General features: G+C 50.9%; 14 protein-coding genes. 8 read left to right on the top strand and 6 right to left on the bottom strand.

From position 1 onward, the window contains the following. The first annotated feature begins 129 nt into the window (after positions 1–129). From VHA_RS06870 to VHA_RS06860, 3 genes are all read left to right on the top strand, one after another. Positions 130–630, top strand: coding sequence for a 3'-5' exonuclease family protein (locus tag VHA_RS06870; protein WP_005503067.1), 501 nt, complete (start codon positions 130–132; stop codon positions 628–630). Between the two features lie 50 nt (positions 631–680). Continuing rightward, positions 681–1,766 (top strand): endonuclease/exonuclease/phosphatase family protein, encoded by a 1,086-nt coding sequence (locus VHA_RS06865; RefSeq protein ID WP_005503066.1) that lies wholly within the window; start codon positions 681–683, stop codon positions 1,764–1,766. A 93-nt stretch (positions 1,767–1,859) separates the two neighbouring features. Then, a complete protein-coding gene (locus VHA_RS06860) occupies positions 1,860–2,858 on the top strand; it encodes a BMP family lipoprotein (protein WP_005503065.1) in 999 nt (332 codons plus the stop codon). Positions 2,859–2,935: 77 nt separating this feature from the next. On the opposite strand, the gene VHA_RS06855 is transcribed toward VHA_RS06860, so the two are convergent. The 3 genes from VHA_RS06855 to VHA_RS06845 all read right to left on the bottom strand — a co-directional run bounded on the left by VHA_RS06855 (position 2,936) and on the right by VHA_RS06845 (position 9,506). Continuing rightward, positions 2,936–4,138, bottom strand: coding sequence for a sugar transporter (locus tag VHA_RS06855; RefSeq protein ID WP_040528680.1), 1,203 nt, complete (start codon positions 4,136–4,138; stop codon positions 2,936–2,938). Positions 4,139–4,285: 147 nt separating this feature from the next. After that, positions 4,286–6,115 carry an ABC transporter ATP-binding protein gene (locus VHA_RS06850; protein ID WP_005503063.1) on the bottom strand — a complete coding sequence of 610 codons (1,830 nt, stop codon included), beginning with the start codon at positions 6,113–6,115 and terminating at the stop codon, positions 4,286–4,288. Between the two features lie 232 nt (positions 6,116–6,347). Continuing rightward, complete coding sequence (locus VHA_RS06845) at positions 6,348–9,506, bottom strand: chitinase C-terminal domain-containing protein (RefSeq protein WP_005503062.1); 3,159 nt, start codon at positions 9,504–9,506, stop codon at positions 6,348–6,350. A 402-nt stretch (positions 9,507–9,908) separates the two neighbouring features. Here VHA_RS06845 and VHA_RS06840 point away from each other — a divergent pair, with 402 nt between their 5' ends. The 5 genes from VHA_RS06840 (at position 9,909) to VHA_RS06820 (ending at position 16,138) form a co-directional block, all read left to right on the top strand. Then, positions 9,909–10,577 carry a GntR family transcriptional regulator gene (locus VHA_RS06840; protein WP_005503060.1) on the top strand — a complete coding sequence of 223 codons (669 nt, stop codon included), beginning with the start codon at positions 9,909–9,911 and terminating at the stop codon, positions 10,575–10,577. Further along, complete coding sequence (gene prpB / locus VHA_RS06835; protein ID WP_005503057.1) at positions 10,574–11,443, top strand: methylisocitrate lyase; 870 nt, start codon at positions 10,574–10,576, stop codon at positions 11,441–11,443. Before VHA_RS06840 ends, prpB begins: the two co-directional genes overlap by 4 nt. 75 nt (positions 11,444–11,518) lie before the next feature. Next, complete coding sequence (gene prpC / locus VHA_RS06830) at positions 11,519–12,655, top strand: bifunctional 2-methylcitrate synthase/citrate synthase (RefSeq protein ID WP_005503056.1); 1,137 nt, start codon at positions 11,519–11,521, stop codon at positions 12,653–12,655. 47 nt (positions 12,656–12,702) lie between these two features. After that, positions 12,703–14,154, top strand: coding sequence for a bifunctional 2-methylcitrate dehydratase/aconitate hydratase (locus VHA_RS06825; protein WP_005503052.1), 1,452 nt, complete (start codon positions 12,703–12,705; stop codon positions 14,152–14,154). A 109-nt stretch (positions 14,155–14,263) separates the two neighbouring features. Further along, positions 14,264–16,138, top strand: coding sequence for a propionyl-CoA synthetase (locus VHA_RS06820; RefSeq protein WP_005503050.1), 1,875 nt, complete (start codon positions 14,264–14,266; stop codon positions 16,136–16,138). Between the two features lie 59 nt (positions 16,139–16,197). Here the strand turns inward: VHA_RS06820 and VHA_RS06815 are convergent, their stop codons facing one another. From VHA_RS06815 to VHA_RS06805, 3 genes are all read right to left on the bottom strand, one after another. Next, positions 16,198–16,857, bottom strand: a complete 660-nt coding sequence (locus tag VHA_RS06815; RefSeq protein ID WP_005503044.1) for a YccT family protein — start codon at positions 16,855–16,857, stop codon at positions 16,198–16,200. A 58-nt stretch (positions 16,858–16,915) separates the two neighbouring features. Further along, positions 16,916–18,103, bottom strand: a complete 1,188-nt coding sequence (locus tag VHA_RS06810) for a class I SAM-dependent methyltransferase (protein ID WP_005503043.1) — start codon at positions 18,101–18,103, stop codon at positions 16,916–16,918. 141 nt (positions 18,104–18,244) lie between these two features. Further along, the gene (locus tag VHA_RS06805) at positions 18,245–19,627 is read right to left on the bottom strand and encodes a methyl-accepting chemotaxis protein (protein WP_005503040.1); all 1,383 of its coding nucleotides are present in this window, start codon (positions 19,625–19,627) and stop codon (positions 18,245–18,247) included. Positions 19,628–19,680 lie beyond the last annotated feature (53 nt).

Genomic DNA, 19,680 nt, shown 5'->3' with positions numbered 1-19,680 from the left:
CTGCGAAATACAGTCGCCTTGAGTCTGGATCGTTTATAGGGCAAACAGGATGTGCCCGTCACTAACGCTCCAAGGTTGGCTTGTTTTTCGCTATTTTCAATGAACACAACATTATCATGGAGCGATAATATGTGGGTTACCCTTGATTTTGAAGCCTCTGGTTTAACAGAAGCTTCATATCCGATAGAAGTGGGCTACAGCTTGCCCGATGGAACCAGTATCAGCTTGCTGATTAATCCTGAATCTTCTTGCGAGAGCTGGCAATACTGGGATGAATTTGCTGAAACGGAAATTCATGGTATCTCCCGTCATAGTCTGAAAGCGGAAGGGCTTTCTGTCACCGACGTTTGTTCTCATCTTAATAGTGCATTGTGTTATTACGATGACGTTCTGTGTGACAGCCAGTGGGATTTGTTTTGGTTGGGTCGATTATATAAGGCTGCCCATATGCGACCGACATTTACCCTGACTGAGGTCGGGCATTGGTTGTTGAACCATGACAGTATCAGCCGGGGTGATTTCCTGTCCGCCCTCGACTCGCTTGGTCCTGCGCCACACCGGGCTGAAGCCGATGCCAAGTATATTCGTCAGGCTTTGTCGATGATTCTCAGTCAGGAGCGTTGTTCCTAGTCTGCCCGAAAGGTTAACATTGTGCTTTGGGTACAGACTGAGTAGTGATAGTGGGTTCTGACAACAACGTACTGAGGTTTGCGACGTTTAATGTTGCTATGTCAGCTGACGCGCCCGGCGATATTTTCCGTGAACTTAAAGCAGGCACGCATCGCCGTTACGCCCATATTGCCGCCATCATCCAACATATACAGCCAGATGTCCTTTTATTGTGTGAGTTTGACCATCCTGGGCAAGGCGGAGATGACGGCATGTTGGCGTATTTTCAGCAAGCTTATCTTGAAAAGCCCCGGTGTGGACAACCTGCCATTCATTATCCTTTTCAGTATGCACCGCCTACCAATACCGGGCTCGCTGTGTGCAACGGAGAAGACGTTGCGACATTACCGGAACGGGCGCATGGCTTTGGCCGGCACCATGGGCAGTATGGTTTTGTCGTGTTGAGCCGATACCCGCTCGATCTGGAAAACCTGCGTTCCTGGCAAACCCTCGGCTGGGCGTCATACCCTGACAGTAAAATGCCACGCGCGTATTTCGCCGGTAAAGGGCTGGGATCTTTGCGTTTGTCCTCGAAAAACCATATCGCCTTGCCTGTTATCGTGCATGACAAAGTGATTCAGCTGGTTGCCTGTCATCCCACGCCGCCAGTTTTTGATGGTACGGAGAAACGTAACTATAAACGCAATGCTGATGAACTCCGACTGTTGCATGACATTGTTCGGGGGGCAGACTTTTTGGTTGATGACGCAGGAAAGGCAGGAGGACTCACGCCTTCACAGCCATTTGTGGTGATGGGGGATCTCAATGCGGATCCGGTCAATGGTGATGGGGATCATAATGCGATACGCCAGCTATTGGATGATGCAAAGATTCAGGATGTAAAACCGGAAAGCGACGGCGCCGAAGCCGCGTTATTACACGCCCATACCCGGAGAAAACGCCAGGCAACTCACCACCGTGGCCTGAGGTTGGATTATGTCTTGCCATCTATTCACTTTAACGTACTGGATGCTGGCGTATTCTGGCCCAACCCGGACAATCTGCTTGGGCATTTGATCCACAATCACAAGGGTAACGCTGTGGCTTCGCACTCCTCTGATCATCGTCTGGTGTGGGTTGATCTCCAACTGCGATGAACCCAACTAACAGACCGCCACTTAAAAACGGCCAATGAATACACAGAAAACAAGGCGGCGTATAGATCTCTTTAGTTAAATGGAGAAGCACGGATGAAAACCATCACCTCACTGGCTGCAGCAGTAACCCTCGCTCTTATGTCTGCATCCGCCTCAGCTGCGCAATTCAAGCCCTCCGTCATTTTCGACATGGGCGGTAAGTTCGACAAATCATTCAACCAGGCAGCTTACACCGGTGCTGAGGCTTTTAAGACTGAAACCGGTATCCGCTACGGTGAGTTTGAAATCACTAACGAAGCCCAGCGTGAGCAAGCTATGCTGCGTATGGCACAGCGTGGTTTTAGCCCGATTGTGGCGGTGGGCTTACTGCAGGCACCGATCGTAGAAAAAGTGGCGAAACAGTTCCCCAAAACCCAGTTCGTGATCATTGATGCTGTGGTTGACCTGCCAAACGTGCGCTCAGTAGTATTTAAAGAGCACGAAGGTTCATTCCTGGTGGGTGTACTCGCCGCCATGAAAAGTGAAAGCGATAAGATCGGCTTTGTTGGGGGAATGGACATTCCATTGATCCACAAGCTTGCCTGCGGCTACGAGCAGGGGGTGAAGTATGAAGCGGAAGGCGCGGAAGTGATCCAAAATATGACCGGATCAACGCCCGCAGCGTGGAATAATCCAACCAAAGGCGCTGAGCTGGCGAAATCGCAGTTTGATAAAGGCGTAGACGTCATTTATGCCGCTGCGGGCGGGACCGGGGTAGGCGTTTACCAGGCAGCAGCAGACGGAGGAAAATACGCCATCGGCGTTGATTCAAACCAAAACTACCTGTATCCGGGAGTGATGCTGACGTCGATGGTAAAGCGTGTTGATGTTGCGGTTAAGGATGCATTTAGCGATGCGAAAAACGGTGAATTCACACCGGGCTTGCAGGTGCTGGGTCTGAAAGAAGGCGGTGTTGACTGGGTGCTGGATGAATACAACCGCGATCTGGTTACCCCTGAAATGGAAGCGCGCATAACGCAAATCCGTGACGACATCATTGCAGGTAAGATCGTGGTTCACGATTACTTCAGCACTGACTCTTGCGAATATTGATTTCGTTATCTTCGCCCCGTCCGGCACTGGCCGTACGGGGGCGTGTTGCCCACACAGGTCTTCTCCACATTTGTTTTTCAGGGCTGCATTTGCATTTGGCCTGTGTCCATCGTGTCCGTTTTCTTTTTACGTAACAGATACCAAAGCGGCAGTATTCCAACGCTGATCACTGCAAATGCCACCAGACCATTGTTTGCAGCACCCAGATGCAGCACGACCTGACTACCCAGCAACGCACCTGCCCCAATCCCTACATTGAAAATGCCAGAGTAAATGGCCATGGTGATGTCCGTTGCCTTGGAGCCATATTCAAGTGCACGGGTCTGCATCGCAAGCATCACCATCATCATGATGGCCCCCCAAAACGCGACACCGGGAAAGAGTTGCAACACGCCAATATTTGAGGTTGACAGTAACAAAAGGCAGAGTGCCAGCATACCAAACCCTAATAATAACATGGTATTAGGATGGTAAGGTTGTAAGCGACTGAATAGCAGGCTACCAAGTATACCGGCTGCACCGTAAGTCAAGAGCGTCCAGGTAGTCACATCAGGGCTTAAATGCCAAACCTGTTGGATCAACGGCTCAAGGTAGGTGTAAGCCGTAAAGTGGGCGGTGACCACAATCACCGTCAATAGATAAAGGCTCAGTAACGGCTTATTCCGGCCTATTTCCGGCAGACTCGAAAGGTTGCCGGAGTTGGAAATCGGCAGTGCCGGTAGCCATCGCCACAGCGCCAGCATTAACAGGGCGGAAATCACACTGATACTGCCGAATGTGGTTCGCCAGCCAAACCATTCACCAATAATGCGACCTAGCGGCACACCCATTACCATGGCCAGTACTGTCCCGGTTCCAAGCAGGCTGATAGCCACAGCACTTTTACCTTCTGGTGCCATTCTCACGGCGATTGCTACGCTGATTGACCAGAATACTGAGTGGGCGAATGCGATACCGACGCGAGATACCAGTAACATGTTGTAACTGTTTGCCAAAGCAGAAACGACATGGCTGACAACAAACAGGGCAAAGACGCCAAGCAGCAGGCGGCGGCGTTCAACATTGGCCAGTAGCAACATCACAGGCAACGATGACAGCGCAACAATCCAGGCATAGATGGTCAGCATCGGGCCGACTTCTGCCGGACGCATACCAAAACTCTCACCAAGGTTTGCCAGCATCCCAACAGGAACAAACTCTGTGGTATTGAAAATAAATGCGCTTAACGCCATCAGAATGACTCTGAGCCAAGGCAATAATTTTTCTTGTTCTGGGTGCATGATTGGACGTGACAGACTTAAAGGGACCAAAGTGTAAGGCAGGCCTGAGTGAGAGGCAACAACAAAACCGCCAGGCCAACACCACATGCTTGCCCTCTGTTGCGATGCAGAAAAAGGCGCCGAAGCGCCTGTTCAGGAAAATGGAGGTTAATCCCCGATAAATCCGCCGGTCTGGTGCTGCCAGAGCTGGGCATAGATACCGCCACTGGCAATCAATTCCTTGTGGGTGCCTTGTTCAACAATTTGCCCCTGATCGAGCACAACCAATCTGTCCATTGCGGCAATGGTGGAGAGGCGGTGTGCAATGGCGATAACCGTTTTTCCTTCCATCAATTGGTAAAGACTTTCCTGAATTGCTGCCTCTACTTCTGAGTCCAGTGCTGACGTGGCTTCATCCAAAATCAGGATGGGGGCGTCTTTTAACAGTACCCGGGAAATTGCGACACGCTGGCGTTGTCCGCCTGACAGTTTTACACCCCGTTCCCCGACCTGTGAGTCATAGCCACGATTACCGTGTGGGTCACTCAGGGTTTCAATAAAGTCATGTGCCTGCGCTTTCTTGGCTGCCTCAAGCATCGCCTCTTCGCTGGCAGATGGGTTGCCGTAAAGGATGTTTTCACGGATTGAACGGTGAAGCAGGGATGTATCTTGCGTCACCATGCCGATGTTGGCGCGCAGTGAATCCTGCGTCACTTCAGCAATGTTCTGGCCGTCGATGCGAATTTCCCCTCCTTCCACATCATGGAAACGCATCAGCAGGTTTACCAGCGTTGATTTACCTGCGCCGGAGCGGCCAACCAACCCGACTTTCTCGCCCGGTTTAATATTGAGGTTCAGTTTTTCAATCACCCCTTTGCCTTCACCATAGTGGAAGCAAACATCAGTAAAACTGATGGCACCTTGCGGCACGTCAAGCGCAGGTGCGTTTGGCTTGTCCATAACTTCGACGGGTTTGGACAGCGTCGACATGCCATCAACCACAGTGCCGATGTTTTCAAACAGGGAGCCAATTTCCCACATGATCCATTTCGACATGCCGTTTATGCGCAAGGCAAGGCTGACAGCAATCGCGATAGCGCCAATCGTGATGGCGGAATCTAGCCACAGCCAGATAGAAATGGTGCCAATGGCGAAGACCAGCGCATAGTTGGCGATTTCTACGGCGATGTTGAAGCCGGTGGCAAGGCGCATCTGGCGGTAAACGGTATCCATAAAGACGCCCATGCCTTCTTCGGCGTATTCGGTTTCACGATCTGTGTGTGAGAAAAGTTTAACGGTGGCGATGTTGGTATAACTGTCGACAATCCGCCCTGTCATCAGCGATCGGGCATCTGCTTGCTCGGTCGATACGGCTTTCAGCTTGGGCACAAAGTAAATCTGGATACCGATGTAGGCAACAAGCCAGAGGATCAGGGGGATCATCAGGCGAATATCGGCTTGCCCAACCATAAACAGCATCATGGCGAAGTAGACCGAGATATACACGGCAACGTCCAGCAGCTTCATGACGGTTTCCCGAATGGAAAGCGCGGTCTGCATCACCTTGGTCGCAATGCGGCCTGCAAAGTCATTTTGATAAAAACCAATGCTTTGTCTGAGCAGGTAGCGGTGTGCCATCCAACGGATTGACATCGGGTAGTTGCCGAGAAGGGTTTGGTGTATCACCAGCGAATGCAGGGATACCAACAGCGGCATTCCAATGAGGATCAACAATCCCATGCCAAGCAGTGTGTTCCCTTCGTCGGCAAGAAATGTTGTTCTATCCTGATTAGCCAGCCAGTCAACCAGTTGCCCCATAAAGCCAAACAATGACACTTCTGCAATCGCGATCAGTGCAGTCAGCAATGACATAGCGAGTAAGGGGCGTTCAAAACCTTTGGTGTAGTGTCGGCAAAACGCGAGCAGACTATTGGGTGGTTGCTCCGGCTCGGAAGGCGGGAAAGCCAGCGTAATACGCTCAAACAGTTTGTAGATCATGAAAACTTCCGGATGTAGTGGCTCACAGTGAGTGATTGAAACAAAAAACAGATACGGGTTTCATCGTGAGTAAAGTAAGGGACGGGGGAATTCTAACAGGTTTCATGCCGTGGATAATGTCAATGTTTCCAACGAAATCATTCAAATTTTCTGAACAGTTTTCATATTGATGTCAGAAAAATAAAAAGAAGAAGCCGGCTCCATTAGAGCCGGCTCAGATTCACCGAGAGGATTAGCCACACACTTTTGACCAGCTGCCATCGCTGCCCGGTACCGTTGATGTCCACCAGTTGGCTTTGTATACCGCACCTTCGTGAACCATTTGATCACCCGTGGCTGCGTGGGTTGGCGTGCCTGCCCAATCCGTTTGTGGCCAGTCAGGGTACACATTAATACCCGTAGTGTCACAGGTGCCTGGGTCAGGGTTACCTGGATCCGTTGGCGTCGACAGATCGGCCAGTGGCAAGTCGCTGTACTCAAATGCAAATGCGTAGTCAACACCGTTAATGTTCACGGTGTAGTTAGCAGGGCCAGAGATTGGCAGGTAATAAACCATGTCAAGTTCATACGCTTCGCCTGCTGGCAGTGATTTCCACGCTGGTAGTGAGAAAGCGACACGGTGCAGGTTGCCTTCCAGACCGCCGATGTTATCAGCACGGGTGTGACCAGATGCAATCACCTCCAAGCCGCCGCCGGATTGGTCTTTCGCATTGTCAGGGGCTGATGTCGGAATGTCGAACTCGAACTGGGTGCCACCTGGGATATCAACGCCGGTGTTATTGGTGAAAGTGAGAGTCGGGTTGATCGGGTAGTTTTGGTCACCCACTTTAAAGCCACTTACGCTCACTGCAATATCAACGGCTTCGGTTGGCATCGGCGTATCAGAAAGTTTGTGCCCGTAAGGTGTTGCTGCTACAAACTTGTCGTAGATGGCTTTGGTCATAGTGTTACCCATATGGTATTCACCATTACCTGTCTTACACGCGTTCTCAGTGGCATCTACCGTTTCAGTGCGCTTGCCGTTGGCATCCAACTGGTAACACGCATAGTCACCCGCCAGCTCCCAGAACATGATACCGCCAATGCCTTTGTCGATAACGTAATCAGATTTCACTTTGATTGACGCTTCGTCTTCCGTAGACAAGAATACTTGCTTCTCAGCGTTCCACAGCCATGGTGCGACAGCGACGGAGTCGTAGTTGCGTTGGTAAGTACCTTTCAGTACGTCTTGTGGATCGTTTACTGGATCCAGTTTGTACGCAGATGCGTAGGTACCGAAGATGCCATGCTCAAGGTTCTTCGCATGCCACATTGGGTTAGAACCTGCGCCCATTTCGTTACCTTTTGGATCGGTATCGTGCCACATGTTGTCAATACCGATCGCGCCGTTACCACAGTTGTTCTTCTCGCCTTCACCGGTGCCGGGTTGACACTCTGCCTGATTAGGAAGTGCGGATTTGCCCCACAGACCGTTTTCACCGCCTGTTACGCCTTGCCAACCACGGGTGTAGTAAGGCACACCAATGTTGATACGGCCTGCGGGCATGGAGCCACGGAAGTAGTGGTATGCCCAGTCGGTGTTCAGGTAACCGATACCGCCATACTGGCTGGTGCCGTATACGTTCCAAGCTGCCAGCTCAGAGTCTTTACCGGTATCATACAGCGCTGCGTTATGACCAACGTGATCATTCCATGCACCGTGCAGGTCATAAGTCATGATGTTGACATAGTCGAGGTACTTAGTGACGTCGAACGTTTCCATACCGCGTAGCAGGTAGCCAGAAGATGGCGCTGCAATTGTCAGCATGTAGTGGTGACCGTCTTGCTCAGAAGCGATATCGACTTTCTCACGTAATACGCGCATTAGCTCCTGATAAGAAGCCCACAAGTATTGACGGCGTGGTTCCATGAACTCTTTGTCGTAAGGGTTACCGGCACCAGCCATTGAGGTTGGGTATTCATAGTCGATATCCAGACCATCGAACTTGTACTTACGCATCATTTCAACTGCAGAATCGGCAAACTTCTGGATACCTGCATGGTTGATAGAACCGTCAGCATTGGTGGTCATGGTATAGAAGCCACCATCGGCAACACGTTTACCGTCTGTACCAAAGTGACCGCCGGTTTCTGCCCAGCCACCGATAGAAATCAGGGTCTTAACGTCGTGCTTCTTCTTATACGTTGCCAGTGCGCCAAAGTGACCTTTAAAGCCCAAAGCAGGATCAACTTCTACGCCCGGCCATTCTTTACCCACAGCAGCGTTGTTCGGGTCGTTCACATCACCGATGTTGACCTTGCCATCAGCACCAATGCTCACAAACGCGTAGTTAATGTGGGTAAGCTCTTCCCAGGGGATATCTTTTACAAGGTAGGATGATTGTGGGTCGTCGCCTGCACGCCAACTGGTGAAGTAACCGATGATACGACGTGGGTGATCGGCTCCCATTTGTTCGCGACCTTCAGCATCGTAAATCGTACAATAGGGTACGTTCACACCCGGGGTCTGGAATAAGCCTTCTGGACGACAGTTTGAAACAACAGGCGTGCCTTTCACGTTCACTGTAATCACGGCAGAGTCAGTTGATGCACCTTTATCATCCGTTGCTTTCGCGTAGATACTGATGTTGCCGGCAGTTGTGGCAGTGTACGTCCCGGTGAATGGTGCGGTCGTCGCTGAGTCTACTAGCTGACCAGCTGCATAAAAGTCAACTTTTGCAACCGTGCCATCAGCGTCTGCGGCCTCTGCGGTCAGGGTGATGACCGCACCTTGGTCGACTGCGGTTGCCGAGGCTGCAACAGAAACGGTCGGCGCTTCGTTACCAGGCTCAACAACGCCGGGTTGGACTGTGATGTCCAGAGGGGCGCTTTCAGTGACGGCGCCGTTATCGTCGGTGGCTTTTACTGTAATGGTGTGTGGGCCTTCTGCGGCAGTCCAGTTCACAGAGTATGGAGTAGAGGTTGATGATCCTACTGATGCGCCATCGACAAAGAATTCTACGCTTGTTACAGCGCCATCAGCATCCGCGGCTGTTGCACGGAGTGAGATAACGTCACCACTTTTGATGACATCTGTCACGCTTGGTGAATCCAGTGACACTGTCGGTGCTTGGTTGTCCGGAGGGGTGACGTTACCGGAATCACACTGGTCTACCTGTGCCCACTCCTGGTACTCGCCTGAAGAAGTCGCGGGGTTGGCATTATTCGTCCACCAGTTAGCGGTGTAAACATCCCCTTCATGCTGAACGGTTGAACCGCCGCCATAGGCTTGACCATCCTGCCATTGCTCAATGTCAGAGCAGTCGATAGCTGCCTGAGCATTGAAAGCAAACATACATGCTACGGCAACCGCCGAGAGCGTGAACCCTTTGCTCTTACCTGTCACATCCATTGGATATTCCTCGAAAATAAAATTTATCTATTGATTTATATGTAATTAGCGCCACTTAAATCGCGCAATGAATAAAGTAGAGGAGTTACAAACACAGGGCATCTGGGTTTTAGCCAGATTTAGATCTCTAGTCAGTATCTAAAAAAAAAGGTTTGTGCTCTTGGTATCGATTCACAGTTTCAATGCGCAATGTTTCATGTGCTGCATGAATTGTGTGCGGTTAATGTTTGTTCAATGATTCAAGGGAGGCTAGACCAAGGTCTAATGAATATTGTCGACAATTTGGGTTGTAATTTGACTAAATTGCAGCCAATAATGATTCATTAATTAAATGTTGTCGACAATATGAAAGAGTATGCGAGTAACATCTATCGCCACTGTCGATACACATAGGAATAGATAATGAAGGATGTGACCAAATCGGAAGGAATGACGGAATGGTTGGTTGAAGCCATCGTCAGTGGACGTTTTCCATCAGGTTGTAAAATTTCGGAGCCCGAATTATCCAGAGAACTGGGGGTAAGCCGGGGGCCATTGCGCGAAGCCATTATGCGTGTCGAGTCAATGGGCTTGATTGAACGTATCCCCCATGTTGGGGCGAGGGTAGTGACCATCAGTGCGTCACAACTGGCTGATATCTATGCAGTGCGTGAAGCGCTGGAAGGGATGGCGATCAGACAGGCGTGTGCCAACATTTCCACCAGTGAGCTTGAATCCTTAAGACAACTATTAAACCGTCACCAGCAACACCTCGACGATGTTGACGGGGCGACCTATTTCCATCAACAGGGCGATTTTGATTTTCACTACCGCATTATCCAGGCAAGCAGGAATGCCAAGCTGATCAGTTTGCTTTGTGATGAGCTCTATCATCTGGTCCGTATGTACCGGAAACAATCTGCGCAAACACAATCACGTCCAGAGCGGGCATTGGATGAGCATGTCCAAATACTCAATGCGTTGGAAGAAAGGGATGCCGAACTGGCTGAAATGCTGATGCGACGACACATCCGTCGCAGTGGCCAGTTAGCAGAAGAAAGACTTAATTCAGACAGGGAGAAAGCATCATGAGTGCAGGAAAAATGTTTCGTCTGGCGGTAGAAAGCCAAAAGCCACTCCAGGTAATGGGCACCATCAATGCCTATACCGCTATGCTGGCTGAACATGCAGGACATCATGCGATTTATCTCTCAGGTGGCGGCGTCGCCAATGCGTCTTTTGGTTTGCCCGATCTGGGCATTACCACCCTGAATGATGTGCTGGAAGATGCCAGACGTATCACTGCGGCATCAAACCTTCCTTTACTGGTTGATATTGATACCGGGTTTGGCGGTGCATTCAGCATTGCCCGAACAGTGAAAGAGATGGAACGCGCCGGTGTTGCGGCGGTTCACATTGAAGATCAGGTGTCGCAAAAGCGTTGTGGTCACCGGCCAAACAAAGCGATTGTCAGTCAGGGGGAAATGGTTGATCGCGTAAAGGCGGCGGTAGATGCCCGTCAGGATGACAATTTTGTGATCATGGCGCGTACCGACGCACTAGCGGTGGAAGGTATGGAGTCGGCGCTTGAACGTGCCATTGCGTGTGTAGAAGCCGGGGCAGACATGATTTTCCCGGAAGCGATTCATACGTTGGAGCAATATCAGGTGTTTACTGACGCATTAGATGTGCCTGTGCTGGCGAACATTACTGAGTTTGGCGCAACTCCGCTGTTTTCCGTGCAGGAGCTGGGAGAAGCTGGTGTTGGCTTGGTGCTTTATCCGCTCTCGGCGTTCCGCGCAATGAACAAAGCTGCGCTTAATGTGTATCAGCAAGTCAAAGCTGACGGTCACCAGCGTAACGTTGTCGATACCATGCAAACACGTGAAGAGCTTTATCACTATCTGGGTTACCACCAGTACGAGCAACAGCTCGACAAGCTGTTTTCCGGAAAGTAACCCACATTTTTCTTAGCAGTACCGAAAGGAAAGTAACGACACATATTACAAAGAATCAGGCATAGGGAGCATACCATGGCGGACAAGAATAAACCGTTAGGCGGAGAAGGACTTCGTGGACAGAGTGCAGGTACTACCGCACTTTGTACGGTGGGTAAGAGCGGCACTGGATTAACCTACCGGGGTTATGACATCACCGATCTGGCAAATTACGCAGAATTTGAGGAAGTTGCATACCTTCTGCTGAAAGGCAAACTGCCGAATGAAGCGGAACTGAAGGAATACAAAGGCACCCTGATGGGAAAACGTGGCTTGTCTGCCCCTTTGCGCGCCGTGCTTGAGCAAATCCCGGCTGATGCGCATCCGATGGATGTGATGCGTACGGGCTGTTCAATGCTGGGAAACCTTGATACAGAACTGGATTTTTCCGAACAGGGTGACAAAACAGAGACCTTGCTGGCTCAACTTCCTGCGATGATTTGTTACTGGTATCGCTACTCACATGATGGTGTGCGCATTGATACCCGAGCCAGTGCGCAAGACAGCATTGGCGGTTATTTTCTGGATATGTTGTTTGATGATGCTCCGTCTGACTTGCACACCCGTGTGATGCATTGCTCACTGGTACTCTATGCCGAGCATGAATTTAATGCCTCAACATTTGCTGCCCGTGTGTGTGCATCTACTTTGTCTGATCTCCACTCTTGTGTGACTGCCGCGATTGGCACGCTCCGTGGCCCTTTGCACGGTGGCGCGAATGAAGCAGCCATGGCGATGATTGAAAGCTGGCGCACGCCCGATGAAGCCGAAGCAGCGCTGATGCAGATGCTGGCAAACAAAGAAAAAATCATGGGTTTTGGCCACGCTATTTACCGTGAATCGGATCCGCGTAATGCGCTTATCAAGGCCTGGTCGAAAACGCTCTCTGAGCATTCGCCACAAGCGTCACTTTATGCAGTCTCTGAGCGAGTAGAGCAGGTCATGAAACGTGAAAAAGACCTGTTCCCGAATGCGGATTTTTTCCACGCGTCTGCCTATCACTTTATGGGTATTCCTACCAAGCTGTTTACCCCCATTTTCGTGATGAGCCGGGTCACAGGCTGGTGTGCACACGTGTTTGAACAGCGTGCCCACAACCGGATTATCCGCCCAAGTGCGGACTACATTGGCCCAGAACACCAGAACTGGCTACCACTGGAAAAACGCCAATAACCCTGTATTTGCCCAAGCAAAAGAATAACGAGAAAGGAGTCTGAAACATGTCCATGAACGTCGATGTAAACCAACGTCCTGAGCCGGATGCATTGCTGCAAACTCTCGCGGACTACATCTGTGAAAAAGAAATCACCTCGGCAGAGGCCTACAACACGGCACGTAACTGTCTGATGGATACCTTGGGTTGTGGCTTATTGGCGCTGCGTTTCCCTGAGTGCACCAAACACATGGGGCCGCTGGTGCCGGGTACTACTGTCCGAAATGGTGCGCGCGTTCCGGGAACATCCCATGAGCTTGACCCTATCACTGCCGCATTCAATATCGGCTGCATGATTCGCTGGCTGGATTTTAACGACACCTGGCTGGCGGCAGAGTGGGGACATCCGTCGGATAACCTTGGTGGTATTCTGGCAACGGCAGATTATTTAAGCCGGGTCGCAGTTTCTGAAGGCAAGCCTGCGCTGACGATGCAGGATGTGCTGACCGCAATGATTAAAGCACACGAGATTCAGGGCGTACTGGCGCTGGAAAACAGCTATAACCGTGTTGGCCTTGACCACGTACTGCTGGTGCGTGTGGCTTCAACCGGTGTCGTTACCCGCATGTTAGGGGGTAACCGTGATCAGGTGATAGACGCATTGTCACAAGCCTGGGTGGATGGCTGTGCGCTGCGTACCTATCGCCATGCACCGAATGCCGGGTCGCGTAAATCGTGGGCAGCGGGTGATGCGACATCCCGTGCAGTCCGTCTTGCCATGATCACCATGAAAGGTGAGATGGGACTGCCTTCTGTGCTCACTGCAGAAAAATGGGGCTTCTATGATGTGCTGTTTAAAGGGGAAAGCTTCCGGGTTAACCAGCCGTTTGATGCCTATGTGATGGAAAACGTGCTGTTTAAGATTTCCTTCCCGGCAGAATTTCACGCCCAGACAGCGGTGGAATGTGCAGTTGCACTTCATGGGCAGGTGAAAGATCGGATCAATGATATTGAGCGCATCGAAGTCACCACTCACGAATCGGCAATCCGTATTATCTCGAAAGTCGGTGATCTGGCGAACCCAGCAGACCGTGACCACTGTCTGCAATATATGATTGCGGTGCCTTTGTTGTTCGGTGATTTGGTGGCTGAGCACTATGAAGATGATTTCCACCTCAACGAGCCGCGCATTGATGCCCTGCGTGAGAAAATGGTGATCAACGAAGACAAGCGCTACACCGACGACTATCTCGATCCGGATAAGCGTTCGATTGCTAACGCCATCCAAATCTTCTTTAACGACGGTACATCTACGGAAAAAGTGGAAGTGGAGTATCCCATTGGGCACCGCCGTCGCCGTGAAGAAGGCATCCCGGTGCTTGAAAACAAGTTCAGGCGTAATCTCCTGACGCGTTTCCCTGCAGCGCAGGCACAACGTATTTACGACCTGTGTTGCGATCAGGAAACCCTGATGAAGACACCGGTAAACACCTTTATGGAGATGTTCAGCATCAACTAAGTTTACTTATTACTTGGTAGCGGGCGATGTGACATTACCGCTGCCAAGCTTTTTCCCCAGTGCTTTCTGGTGAGAAAGCCTACTGCTCCAACAGGCAAGGAGTTGGATTATGTCAGCCTATCAAAACGCCTATCAACAATCCGTCAGTGACCCGGAAGGTTTCTGGCTTGAACAGTCCCGTCAAATCAGATGGTTTACTCCGCCAGAGACAGCACTGGCCAATGATGAACATGGTATTGAACGCTGGTTTCCTGACGGTGAGCTGAACACTTCGTATCTTGCGCTTGATTATCATGTTGAGCAAGGAAGGGGCGACCAGACGGCCCTGATTTATGATTCACCGGTAACCGGTAAGAAAGTGCAATACAGCTATTCCGTACTGCGCGACCAGGTTGCCAAATGTGCCGGCATGCTGGCCGGACTGGGTGTAGAAAAGGGCGACAGGGTGATCATTTACATGCCGATGATCCCGCAAGCGGCGATAGCGATGTTGGCGTGTGCACGCCTTGGTGCGATCCATTCTGTGGTCTTCGGTGGTTTCGCACCGAATGAGCTGGCTGTACGCATTGAAGATGCCGAACCCAAAGTGCTGCTGACCGCATCGTGTGGCATCGAAGTCAGCAAAGTGATCCCTTACAAACCCATGGTGGATCAGGCGGTGATGGACAGCCGCTGGAAACCGGAAAGGGTAGTGGTGTACCAGCGTCCGGAGCTGCAAGCAGCCTTGGAGCATGAACGTGATGTGGACTGGGCGACGTTGTTTGAACGCGCAACACCGCATGATTGTGTGCCGGTGAAGGCAACAGATCCGCTCTATATCCTTTATACATCAGGGACAACCGGTAAGCCCAAAGGTGTAGTGCGTGACAATGGCGGTCATGCGGTGGCGATGAAATACAGCATGTCAACGGTGTATGACGTTAAGCCGGGGGAAGTGTTTTGGGCGGCCTCAGATGTGGGGTGGGTCGTTGGCCACTCTTACATTGTGTATGCCCCGTTAATCCACGGTTGCACCACCATCATGTTTGAGGGTAAACCTGTGAAAACGCCCGACCCCGGCGCTTTCTGGCGAGTGTGTAATGAATATAAGGTGACCATTCTATTTTCGGCGCCGACGGCTTTTCGCGCCATCAAGAAAGAAGATCCTGACGGGCTGGAAATAAGTAAGTATCCGATGGAATCGCTCCGGCATATCTTTATGGCGGGTGAACGGCTTGATCCACCAACACTGGAGTGGGTAGAACAACATACCGGAAAACCGGTGATTGACCACTGGTGGCAAACGGAAACTGGTTGGGCGATCTCCTGTAACCCGATTGGCCTTGAGAGCTTTGCAACCAAACCGGGCTCCTCCACCATGCCGACGCCGGGCTTCAACGTAAAAATCGTTAACGAGCTGGGTAAACCCTTAGAGGCGAACCAGCAAGGTTATATTGCGGTGAAGCGTCCCTTGCCACCCAGTTGCCTTACTACGGTTTGGCGTAACCATGACAGGTTTGAATCTGGGTATCTGCAACAGTTTCGGGGGTATTACGTATCCGGGGATGGCGGTTATATGGATGAAGACGGTTACCTGTTTGTCATGGGGAGGATTGACGATGTGATTAATGTGTCCGGTCACCGCCTTTCTACTGGCGAAATGGAAGAAGTGGTCGGTGCCCATGAAGCCGTTGCTGAGTGCGCCGTTGTGGGTGTTTATGACGAGCTGAAAGGCCAGTTGCCCTTAGGGCTGGTGGTACTGAAAGATGGTTATCATTCCAACAACGGTGACATCGAAAAAGCGCTGGTGGCAAAGGTGCGCAATGAAATAGGCCCTGTGGCCTGCTTCCATAAAGCGATCATTGTTGACCGGTTACCGAAAACACGCTCGGGTAAAATCCTGAGAAGGATTATCCGGCAAATCGCGGATGGAGAGAGTTACTCTGTGCCATCAACCATTGATGATCCGGCAAGCCTTGATGACATCAGCCGTGTTTTGCGTTGAAACAATATTCCAGGGGAAAGCAATACGGCCGCCTTTTTGGGCGGCCGTATTATCTGGAGTTAGCGTTTGTTCACAAAGGCCTTGAAGCGGGCTTTTGTTTCTTCATCCGCTTTCTCATACCAATAGTGCAGTTGGTACTCGGCTTCATTCAGCGCATCATCACTGACAACCACTTTTGTACGGTTTGGTGTTGCTGGCCGCTCGGTCGGTTTTTCTACAACAGCCACGTCGGTGAGTTGCAGTGATGCCGGGGCATCGGTCTGGTTAAAGTGCTGCATTTCAGACAGGTAATCGCGGCTTATCTGGAATCCGGATTTCAATAGCTTGTTTTGCTCAAAGGCAATAGGTGATTTTTCACTGTTCAGTATGGAGAATTCTGGATTCTCATTGAATTGGCGCACATCGCGTTTGTTTTTGTGCTCTGGGAATTTAAAGAAGACGTCAGTATCTGCGGCATCGAATTTCACGATGATCACGTCAGTCTGGACAAATGAAACGTCTTTGCCTTCTTCGAAACGCTTCACGTAACGAAATGCTAATTGCTGAGTACCATCTTCCAGTACAATTGGCTCTTCAGCGCCAAACACCGGAGAGCTGTGGATCTGCCCATTGTAGGCCAGCAATTCAACATTGTTATTAAGGTGGAGTGTCACATCGGCATTCGCACTGAATGGAAGCAGTGCGGTCAACACGGATGCGAGAAACAGCTTTCTTCTCATGGTTATCCCCTAAAAAATGTGTCTGAGTCTGGCGCGTAGCCAGACGCTTTTAACGTTTTTACTTTACGTGGCAGGCAAATCCCTTGAGGTAGAACCCTTCTGGGTAGGCTGAGTCTATGGGGTGATCTGCTGCCTGTTCAAAACGTTCAATAAACTGGACATCGCGGTTCGCATCCAATGCCGCATCAGCAATGATCTTCTGAAACAGGGCATTGTCCATTAAACCTGAGCATGAATATGTCAGCAGTGTACCGCCGGGCTTCAGGATTTGCATCGCCAGCATGTTAATGTCTTTATAGCCACGGCATGCCCCGGCCAGCTGCGACTTTGATTCTGCAAATTTGGGCGGGTCCATGATAACCACATCGAACAGCTCGCCTGCATCGCGATATTCGCGCAGCAGTTTAAAAACATCTGCGTTAACGAATTGCGCTTTTGACAGATCATAGCCATTCATTTCTGCGTTTGATTGGGCGATATCCAGTGCAGGTTGGGAGACATCAACGTTGATCACCTCCGCAGCACCGCCTTTGAGCGCGTAAAGACCAAAACCGCCGGTGTAACAGAAGCAGTTCAGCACGCGTTTACCACTGACGTATTTCACCGCTGCTTCACGGCTGTCACGTTGGTCAAGATAGAAACCGGTTTTATGACCACCGGTGATATCAACGCTGATTTTCACCCCGTTTTCTTCGATCACAACAGATGCTGGAGGCATGTCACCGTGCAGGACACCTGTGCGTTCTTTCAGGCCTTCTTTTTTGCGCACTGATACGTCTGAGCGCTCATAGATACTGCATGCCGGATACAGGTCGACCAGCGCTGCCACCAGGTTGTCTTTCTGCGCTTCGGCACCTGCGCTTAATAATTGGCAGACAAGGAAGTCGCCATAGCGATCGATAGTGATACCAGGCAGGCCATCAGATTCTGCTGCAATCAGGCGATAGCCAGTCAGACCATCACGGGCGGCGAGTACATCACGTAAGCCTTGTGCCTGTTGCAGGCGCTTTTTAAAGAAATCAACATTGATCTCTTCTTGTTCAAACGTCCACACACGTACACGGATTTGAGAATTAGGAGAAAACGCCCCACGTGCCAGCCACTGGCCCTGATGGTCGTATACGTCCACTGTCTGACCGAGGGAAGGTTTGCCCTCAACACGTTGAATACCACGGGAGAAAATCCATGGGTGGCGACGGCGCAGAGACTTTTCACGGCCTTTAACCAGATAAACAGACGGATTCATTGGTGTTTCCTAATTTCACAAATATGTCAGCCCACGATGTAAGCTGGGAACAGGTAAAAGATGCTGTATTGTCTTGGATGAATGCAGAGATTGCAAACGGCCGCAAAGGGAGCGGCCGCTTTTTTTGAGGAGAAGACCACTTTATTCGGTGCGAAGGCCCTGGACCAGTGAAGACAGGCTGGATGATTGTTTCTGGAGGTTGGCAACATCCTGAGAAGTTTGTTGGATCATTTCACTCACCTGCCATGCCTGTTGGCGCACCTGTTCGACATCTGCGGAAATGGTGCCCGCCACGCTGCCCTGTTGGTTCGCCGCAGTGGCTATTTCGGTGCTGCGATCAGTAATGCGTTGGCTGCGCTCAGAAATTGAGCTGATTTCCAGATCAATGTTCTGCATCAGGGATTCGCTGGCGGCGGCGTTCTCAACGGTGCCTTGCATCACGCCGCGCAGATGTGCGGTGTTATTTTCCAGATCCTGGATCATTCGCTGGATTTCTACCGTCGCCTGTTGGGTGCGTCCTGCCAGTGTACGCACTTCATCGGCTACCACAGCAAAGCCGCGACCTTGCTCGCCAGCACGGGCTGCTTCAATCGCTGCGTTGAGAGCAAGCAGGTTGGTTTGTTCAGAAATTGCACTGATAGTTGATACCATGCTGCCGATTTCAGCGGAATTGTGCTCAAGAGACGCGACCGCCTGGGAGGCGGCTTCAATTTCAGCGCTCAGGGCCTGAATAGCATGCAGGGTCTGGGCGACCTGGGAGCGGCTTTGCTGTGACGCTTCACCGGACGCGGTAATTTCGTCTGATGTTTGTTCTGCATGGGAAGCGACGTCACGGATTGAGCCTGCCATTTCCTCTGTGGCGCTGGCTAATGAATCAAGATAGGAGCGTTGTTCGGTAGAAAGATGCTCACTGTCAGCGCTGCGACGGCCTAAATCAGCGGACAATTCCTCCATCAGTTGTGACGCATTTTTGATGGCTTTCGCCAGACTATGCTCACGGTCGGCGACATTGTCTACGGTTGTCGCGATAATGCTGAATTCATCGCGTACCGGAAAGAAGTTCATACGGCTGGTCAAATCACCATCTAACATACGCTGCAAAGCGTGGTTCATGGTGTACATGGCACCGCCGATAAAGCTGGAAACATAGTGAAGTGCCATCAAGCCAAGCACAAATAACACCAGCAGCACCCCCCATGACATTGGGTTGATTTGGGCCCAGAAACCGGCACTGGCTGCTTCATAAACAGCAGATGCACCGTAGGTGGATGTTGGGTGAACCCCATGTTTTGCCAACACTGACGCGGCGTCTGTTGCGCTGATGTCATAGTGAGACAATACGGCGCCCAGTGCTGCACTATGCTTTTGTTGTACCCCGTTGATCTCAGCGAGTGAGGCTGAATAGAAAATAAAGCCCGTTGCGATGGCAAGGGCAAAAATGAAGGCATAAAGGGCGTAGAATTTCTCTTTCAGACTGAGTTTGATCAGATACTGATCAACCCAGCGGAATGGGGTTTCTTTCATGATGTGGGCTTCTCTAATAACTGTGAGCATGTGCAAATATACCGTATGGCATA

Source organism: Grimontia hollisae CIP 101886 (assembly GCF_000176515.1).
GTDB classification, from domain to species: Bacteria; Pseudomonadota; Gammaproteobacteria; order Enterobacterales; family Vibrionaceae; genus Enterovibrio; species Enterovibrio hollisae.
This window is presented reverse-complemented; position numbering and strand designations above follow the sequence as displayed.